Consider the following 6,671-nt stretch of genomic DNA (forward strand, 5'->3'; position numbering starts at 1 on the left):
ATGCGAAAAATATTATTAGCGTCCCTTGTACTTTTTACCGCACCAAGTTTAGCTTCAGAAGATCTACTCCCTGATGCTAATTGTAAAGTATCATTTGAAAATATCCCTAAACCATGTTTCGATGGAGCAATCTCCGCAGGCAGTAGTGCAAACACTCAAGGTTTCAGAAACTACTCTACAAAGCAATTTTACGCTCTAAATTGGCCTGTGGAAAAACTCGGCGGCCAATCACCCAACACGAAAGCTGTACCTTCAGCGTTTGATATTACTGTCTGGCAAACATGGAAGACTAAAAGCGAGTTAACGTATGATAAAAAACCAAGTATCACCGCAAAAACACAAGCAAGTATAAAAAGTTTAATTTTAAACACAGGCTCAGATTTACCAAACAACTTTAAACAACATATAGAGTATTTAAGCGATACTACAATCCCTGACCAGGAAGGGATATCACTGATCACTAGTGACAATAAAAATGTATATTTTCAAGTCTATTATAACGATGTGGCTGTTGCAGACCTGCATTCTTTTTCATCAAATAAAGATAAATTTTCAACCGGCTCATCAAGCCCACAAAAAAGAGGAGCTATTGTAGTTAAAGCTGCATGGCGAGTAATTACCAACCTGCCCAAACAGAAAAGGGATACATATCATTCCTCGATAGCTTGTGTTTATAACGAAAATAGTAACTGCAGCATTGAATTGGTAGGGCTGATTGGCTTGCATATTGCGAATAAAATGAACCCTGAAAAGAACAGCTCTGAAGCAAATTGCAATACTGAAAAGTGCTTGAATAAGTCGATATCTGCTTGGTCATGGAGCACATATGAATACATGTATAACGCGCCAAGTCTGGTTTCAGAATCAGATTTTATCAAAGCTTACCAAGAAGAAGACTGGGCTCTATTTAACAAACCTATAACGGATGATAAAGTAAAAGCATGCTTTACAGAAGGTAAAGTAGCCCTTTCAAATACAGAATGTGCGATAAACGAAGCAACAACTTCCGTACCCGCAAATATTGTTAGATTTTTCCCAGCCGATCGTTCAGTCCCGTTAGAAAACTTAAACAAAGAAACCTGTAGTAGCAACTCTCTTACTGAACTAGATTATTCGTCTTGCTTACCTATATTGGGATATGCGTCACTAAAAAGTCAAACACCATTGATAAACTATCGATTTGTTGAGAATGTGTGGGTTGATTCACTGGGTAATATTTTACCCGCATATTCTGCACAGACCCCTGTCGAAACAATTATCAGAAATACGTCTATGGAACCGTTCGATCGAACGCTTTCAATCGATAACAAAAACTGTATAGCGTGCCATCGAGAAGCTCAATTCGATGGTATCTTTACAGTTCCTCAAGTTCTAAAAGGAGAAAATAAATGACTTCATCTCTAGCTAATGATTTATGCTGCATGCAATTGCTTTATGCTCAAGCAACGCAACCGCAGCTAAGACAGATCACTAATAGTTTATACAGCACATTAATCAATGAGCCAGAAAATAGAGCGACCTTAAGGGATGAGTATTACATTCCAAACTCTGCTTTATCTATCGCTAGTACAAGCATCACAATGTCTAAAGGTTATACTGACAATTTAGTGCAGATAAGTGGTTCAACTGCAGCCTCTGTATTGGTAAACCAGAAGCTTGGTGAAGTAGCTTACAGATGTGTATTTACAACCAATAGAGAGCCTGTATTCCAATTAGCTGGTGGAGTAAATGTGCCAGACTCTGCGCCGGTATTAAATGAGCAACAACAAAAAGCGTTAGTTTTGACTCTATGGCATCTTGCTTTAAATGACACTGACAGAAATGCTCTATTAGTTTCAGCTAACAAAAGTAAAGAGTTACAAGCAATAAAAGTTGATGGCTTAAGTTTAGATAGTGCTACGTCCGATTGGATAGCTAACCACATGGATAGCGATAACATTGTTTTATTAAAAGACTTTATTGGTTACTACCTATATAAGGCAACTTGGTAGCAACGTATTACAGTCATGCTATGTAAGTTGGCTCTTACATAGCTCTTCCCTAAAATTATTGCTCATTTTAGGCTGGTTAAATGATTCGAACAAGAATACTAGCTTAACTGATTTGATCTCGATATATCATTTTAACAACCAGGTAGCTATCAACGTGATAAAGTAATAAATCACTGTGTGTTAATAAAAAAGCTCAACTTTAGATGTTTCAGCTCCTTTGCTCAATAACTTAGCTAACGACCATACATGTACCGTTGTTAGCAGCGAACAACAGCTTGAAAGTTTTCTCATTCCTTATTATCAAGAAGCTACTCACCACGAGCCAATAATATATTTAACCGACTCAAATATTGCCAATGACAAAGATGGCGGTTCTAGAGTTGTATCAGCTCAGTCAACGGTAAATACAATACTCCCCTATGTAAACCGTTACACCGGGCTCATCAATCAGTTATCGCTGTTAAATGACAGTTCATCACCAATCAAAATATATAGAACGGCGTTTTACAAGCAGGGTTGCCATAGCCTAGCTAAAGCGACTATCGACGGCTTTAATCAGACCTGCTTAGGTAAAGGAGTTGAAGCAATACAATCTCAAGCAAGTGCTTTGTGCGAAGCACTTGAACGTAAAAATGCACAGTTTAAAAAAACGGATATAGGGGCTGTTGCTACGCCTCAAAAACTCAATAAAAGGCACTATCTGTTTAACAGTCTGGTGCCATATAGTGAGACACAGTACCGACGATTTAATGACCCCGCTCATCCTGACTCAAAGCGCAATCAAGCTGCCAAACAATATGATAACAATGAGATTCATTGGCAACCTTGTTGGTCATTCACGCACAGTGAGGTAACTTACATCCCGAGTGTATTGTGCTTTGCGAATACCCCATTTATTGAAAGTGAATATGGCCGTTGGAACTCTAATGGATGCGCTACAGGAAACACCATAGAGGAAGCTATACTGCAGGCAACCTTTGAGCTCATTGAGCGAGATGCCTGTGCAATATGGTGGTATAACCAAATCAGGCGACCTAGTTTCGACCTAACCAGAATAGACTCGCAATACCTTTCACCTCTTCATCAAACATTGGATCAAACGCATCACTATTGGGTGTTAGATATAACGAATGACTTGGGCATACCTGTTATGGCCGCTATAGGTAAAGATAAAAAAACTAACGGCTGGATATTTGGTTTTGGTTGTCACTTCAAAGCTGAATTAGCTGCGCAAAGAGCATTATCCGAATTATGCCAGCTTATTCCTATTCGTAACCAAAACTCAGCGCCTTTCGATTTTGATGCAGTTATCGGTGGTGATTACCTTGACATTCAAAATACTGAACAAGCACAACCTTATTTGTTAGAGTCAACCTTTAATCTCAAATCTGATATTTTAAACATTGCTGAGCACCTCCAAGGTTTTGGGTTTGATGTAGTTGCTTTGGACTATAAACGCACAGAATCGCCAATGCACACTGCAAAAGTCTTTATCCCCGGTCTTTGCCATATATGGCCTCAACTGGCAAACCCTCGCCTTTATAGCACCCCTGTAAAGTTAGGATGGTTAGATAAGCCGCTAACCGAGGAGACAATCAACCAACAAGGTTTATATATCTGATATTTAATGTAGAATTGCTGTCAATAAACGTCATTTGCCGCGGCTTATTGAAGCCATGTTAAAAGGAAGTCTAATGAATAAATTACTCTGCGCTGTTGCACTTGGTACTGCTCTTTTCTCGATGCCTAGCTTTGCTGACATTGGTATCACCGCATATGCAGGTCAAACGTATAGCCAAAAACTACATACCAGTAAAGGACAAGAGCATGAACTTGCTGACGACACGCACTTTGCAGTGAGTGTTGATCATCACATCGACGGTGCTAAATATGGCATTTACTATAGCTTTTTTGAAAGTGAGCTAGAAAACAGCCCTACACATAAAGTCGACTCTGAGCTGTTACTATTTCAAAGTGCGGTAAAACGCCCAATAACAGATAACCTATATACCTACGTAGGTGCGCAACTTGGTGTTAATCGTATTACCACTAACTTTGTTGATGATGATACCTTCTTTGCCACTGGTTTATTCGCAGGGCTTGATTACCAATTGGGTGCGGGGTTTAGTGTTGGTACAGAAGTTCGCTGGGTAGCAACCATAGTTAAAAACACCTCAGCGGTGAGCTGTGATAACGACCCAGAGACAGTAGACACCTGCAGTTGGCATTTCGACAATGACTCTTTAAGTCAATTTCAAGCAAGTGCCAATATCACCTATCGCTTTTAATTGAGCTGCATCTGGGCTTTGTAATGGTACAAAGCCCACTCCCCTCTCGACTGGCTTACACCTAAACATATTTGCTAAAAGCCGCTTTGTGCATTTTCAACCTACATAAAATTGCTTATTCTTCATGACCCTCAATTGCCACTCAGCAAATACAGTATAGATTTGACTAAGAACTTAAAAAACCACACAAAAAAAACACCAGATTAACACTATTTACTTTTGTCTTATTTTTTGGGTAAATTAATACTATGGTGTACCAATCACCATATTAGGTCTCTCATTGAAGAGAGAAAATTATAATATCGAAAGGAAATATTCGTGAAAAATCTCGTTCTATATTTGTTTCTTTTAGCCTGCTCTGTAGCCTCTTCATCAGTGCTTGCCACCCCAAACTTAGATATAATCGTTCCTTGTAACGGATGCTCCGATTGGCAAATGCAAAAAACTGCAGAAGCCTATGCAGTGCAAAAAGGTCAAAAAATCTATGTGAGTGATAATGTAAACGGCCAGTTCTATATCAAAGAGTACGTAGTTAACTATGTTAACCCAGGATCTTTAGATTTCGGTATCGATGCCTCAAACGATGTTTCATTACTCAAAAATCACACACCACAATCAAGTGCGCTTAGTCAAAACTTAGCGCGTACAGATTCGGTGATTAAAGGTACAGTTAGCAATATAGATAACTCAGTACTGCCTATACCCAACGATACATTTAAGTCCGCATTTAAGGCGGTTACCGATGGAGATTTTTTGGATTGGTTAACTGAAGAACATATTGATAATAAATTGAATGGCTTTGATATTTTAGACGCTGAGTTTGCTAAACTAAGAGCTGACGTAAAGGCCTCCATCCAACTGGGGATCTTCAATATTTCAACAGTTACAAAAGTGGCAACTATTCGCTTTAAGTTTGCAGATGACACAACCGTAAGTGTGGGATTTTTTATGCGAGACATAATAGGGGGTAAAATTAAGCTGGAGTTTAATGATGCCAAATTTTTCGACAAACGCGGGAAATTTATACCAAAGTCGTCAAAACATCTCCTAAAGATATATATAAAAAATATCTCAAGCTTTGAAGAAGTAGGTGATAGAGGAGCAGTTAAAGAGCATTTTGAATATGTTTTTGAGGCCCCTGTTTATTACAATGGTGGTGGCAGTACAGGCGGAGGCCCAAGCGGTGACGTCGGAATATGTGATATCACTCAAGAACGAGGTGTGTATTATGTTAGCTGCACCTAACGAGTTATAAACAAATACATATTTTTGTGCTCGCACCGACTTAGAGCGAGCACTTTTATAACCAATCGCATATAAACTTTATTGTTTAAGTGCGCTCTTATGGAAAAGATAAATCCATATCGAAAGGAAATCGTCATGACAAATATCTACATAAGTATGCTTACAGTAATCTGCTGTTTAATTTCATCCAAGCTACACGCAAACACAAGCCCTGTGATGCAAGATGCCATAGACAATATTGAGCGTGTAACGTCAATTCCAGAACAACGATATCACTCTGCATTTCAAGCCATAAGAGCTGGTGATTTTGAGCAGTGGCTAACCCAGCAGCACAGTAACAATAAACTCGCAGGTTTTGAGCTTATCGATGAGCGCTTCGCAAGGTTAATCGCTACACAGAAAATTACCGCCGAATATGATGGTGTTACTATCACATTAGGTGATCACCCAATTACAACAGCAACAGGCTTTCCTGTTAGTGTGTTACATATCTTTAAATTTGCTGACAACACGTTTGCAAAAGCCGTGCTTAAAATAAATGTTAAAGGCACCGACAACAAAGCCAGTTTAGGGTTCGATAATATTGTTTTTTACGATAAGCTCGGCCGTTCGATTCCTGCAAGTAAGCGTATTTTAACGCATTACATAAAAAGAGCATCAAGTCTTGAGTCGTTGGGCAATACAGACGCTGTGCTTGAACATATCAGCGCTGTTTTTAATGGGCGAGTTGAGTACATTTCCTACCTCAACAAAAACAGCACAACGCCAACGCAATGTGATTTTAATCAAGAACATAAATTGTATTCTGTTACTTGTAAATAGCCTCACCGATAAGCTGACTCGTACTGTAGCAGCCACTTAATATACCTAACCAAACCTCTCTAATGCTTTTACTTAGTCGATTCTGAAAATCTCGGTTTTTCAAAAAACTGAGGTTGTTCAATTTGGATTGCTATCTTTAGATTCGGTTAACCATCTAACGTTTTTGTTGTTTGATTTTCACGTGCCAATGGCGCACATAGCCAACATAAAATCCAGACGTAAAAAAGCCTTAATAGGCTTAGGATTTTTCTAAAGTTTTGGCCCACACCCGCTAGAATGGCATTGAGTTTGTCGCCCAATATGCCTTTCAAGCGGTTTAATCCCA

General features: G+C 39.0%; 6 protein-coding genes. All 6 read left to right on the forward strand.

The genetic code is table 11. The features are described 5' to 3' along the window. A complete protein-coding gene (locus HC733_RS11285) occupies positions 1–1,392 on the forward strand; it encodes a hypothetical protein (protein ID WP_190365153.1) in 1,392 nt (463 codons plus the stop codon). Further along, positions 1,389–1,991 (forward strand): hypothetical protein, encoded by a 603-nt coding sequence (locus tag HC733_RS11290; RefSeq protein WP_190365154.1) that lies wholly within the window; start codon positions 1,389–1,391, stop codon positions 1,989–1,991. The genes HC733_RS11285 and HC733_RS11290 overlap by 4 nt, the downstream gene beginning before the upstream one ends. Before the next feature lie 217 nt (positions 1,992–2,208). Beyond that, complete coding sequence (locus HC733_RS11295; RefSeq protein WP_190365155.1) at positions 2,209–3,612, forward strand: YcaO-like family protein; 1,404 nt, start codon at positions 2,209–2,211, stop codon at positions 3,610–3,612. 73 nt (positions 3,613–3,685) lie between these two features. Continuing rightward, entirely contained in the window at positions 3,686–4,279 is a 594-nt protein-coding gene (locus HC733_RS11300) for an outer membrane beta-barrel protein (RefSeq protein WP_190365156.1), read from the forward strand. A 318-nt stretch (positions 4,280–4,597) separates the two neighbouring features. Next, complete coding sequence (locus HC733_RS11305; protein WP_190365157.1) at positions 4,598–5,524, forward strand: hypothetical protein; 927 nt, start codon at positions 4,598–4,600, stop codon at positions 5,522–5,524. A gap of 135 nt (positions 5,525–5,659) precedes the next feature. Next, the gene (locus tag HC733_RS11310; protein ID WP_190365158.1) at positions 5,660–6,346 is read left to right on the forward strand and encodes a hypothetical protein; all 687 of its coding nucleotides are present in this window, start codon (positions 5,660–5,662) and stop codon (positions 6,344–6,346) included. Positions 6,347–6,671: the final 325 nt, after the last annotated feature.

The organism is Pseudoalteromonas sp. S16_S37 (assembly GCF_014694405.1).
Classification (GTDB): domain Bacteria; phylum Pseudomonadota; class Gammaproteobacteria; order Enterobacterales; family Alteromonadaceae; genus Pseudoalteromonas.

Coding starts and splice junctions, on each gene's coding strand:
- HC733_RS11285 (WP_190365153.1), top strand. CDS start 1: ATGCGAAAAATATTATTAGCGTCCCTTGTACTTTTTACCGCACCAAGT.
- HC733_RS11290 (WP_190365154.1), top strand. CDS start 1,389: ATGACTTCATCTCTAGCTAATGATTTATGCTGCATGCAATTGCTTTAT.
- HC733_RS11300 (WP_190365156.1), top strand. CDS start 3,686: ATGAATAAATTACTCTGCGCTGTTGCACTTGGTACTGCTCTTTTCTCG.
- HC733_RS11310 (WP_190365158.1), top strand. CDS start 5,660: ATGACAAATATCTACATAAGTATGCTTACAGTAATCTGCTGTTTAATT.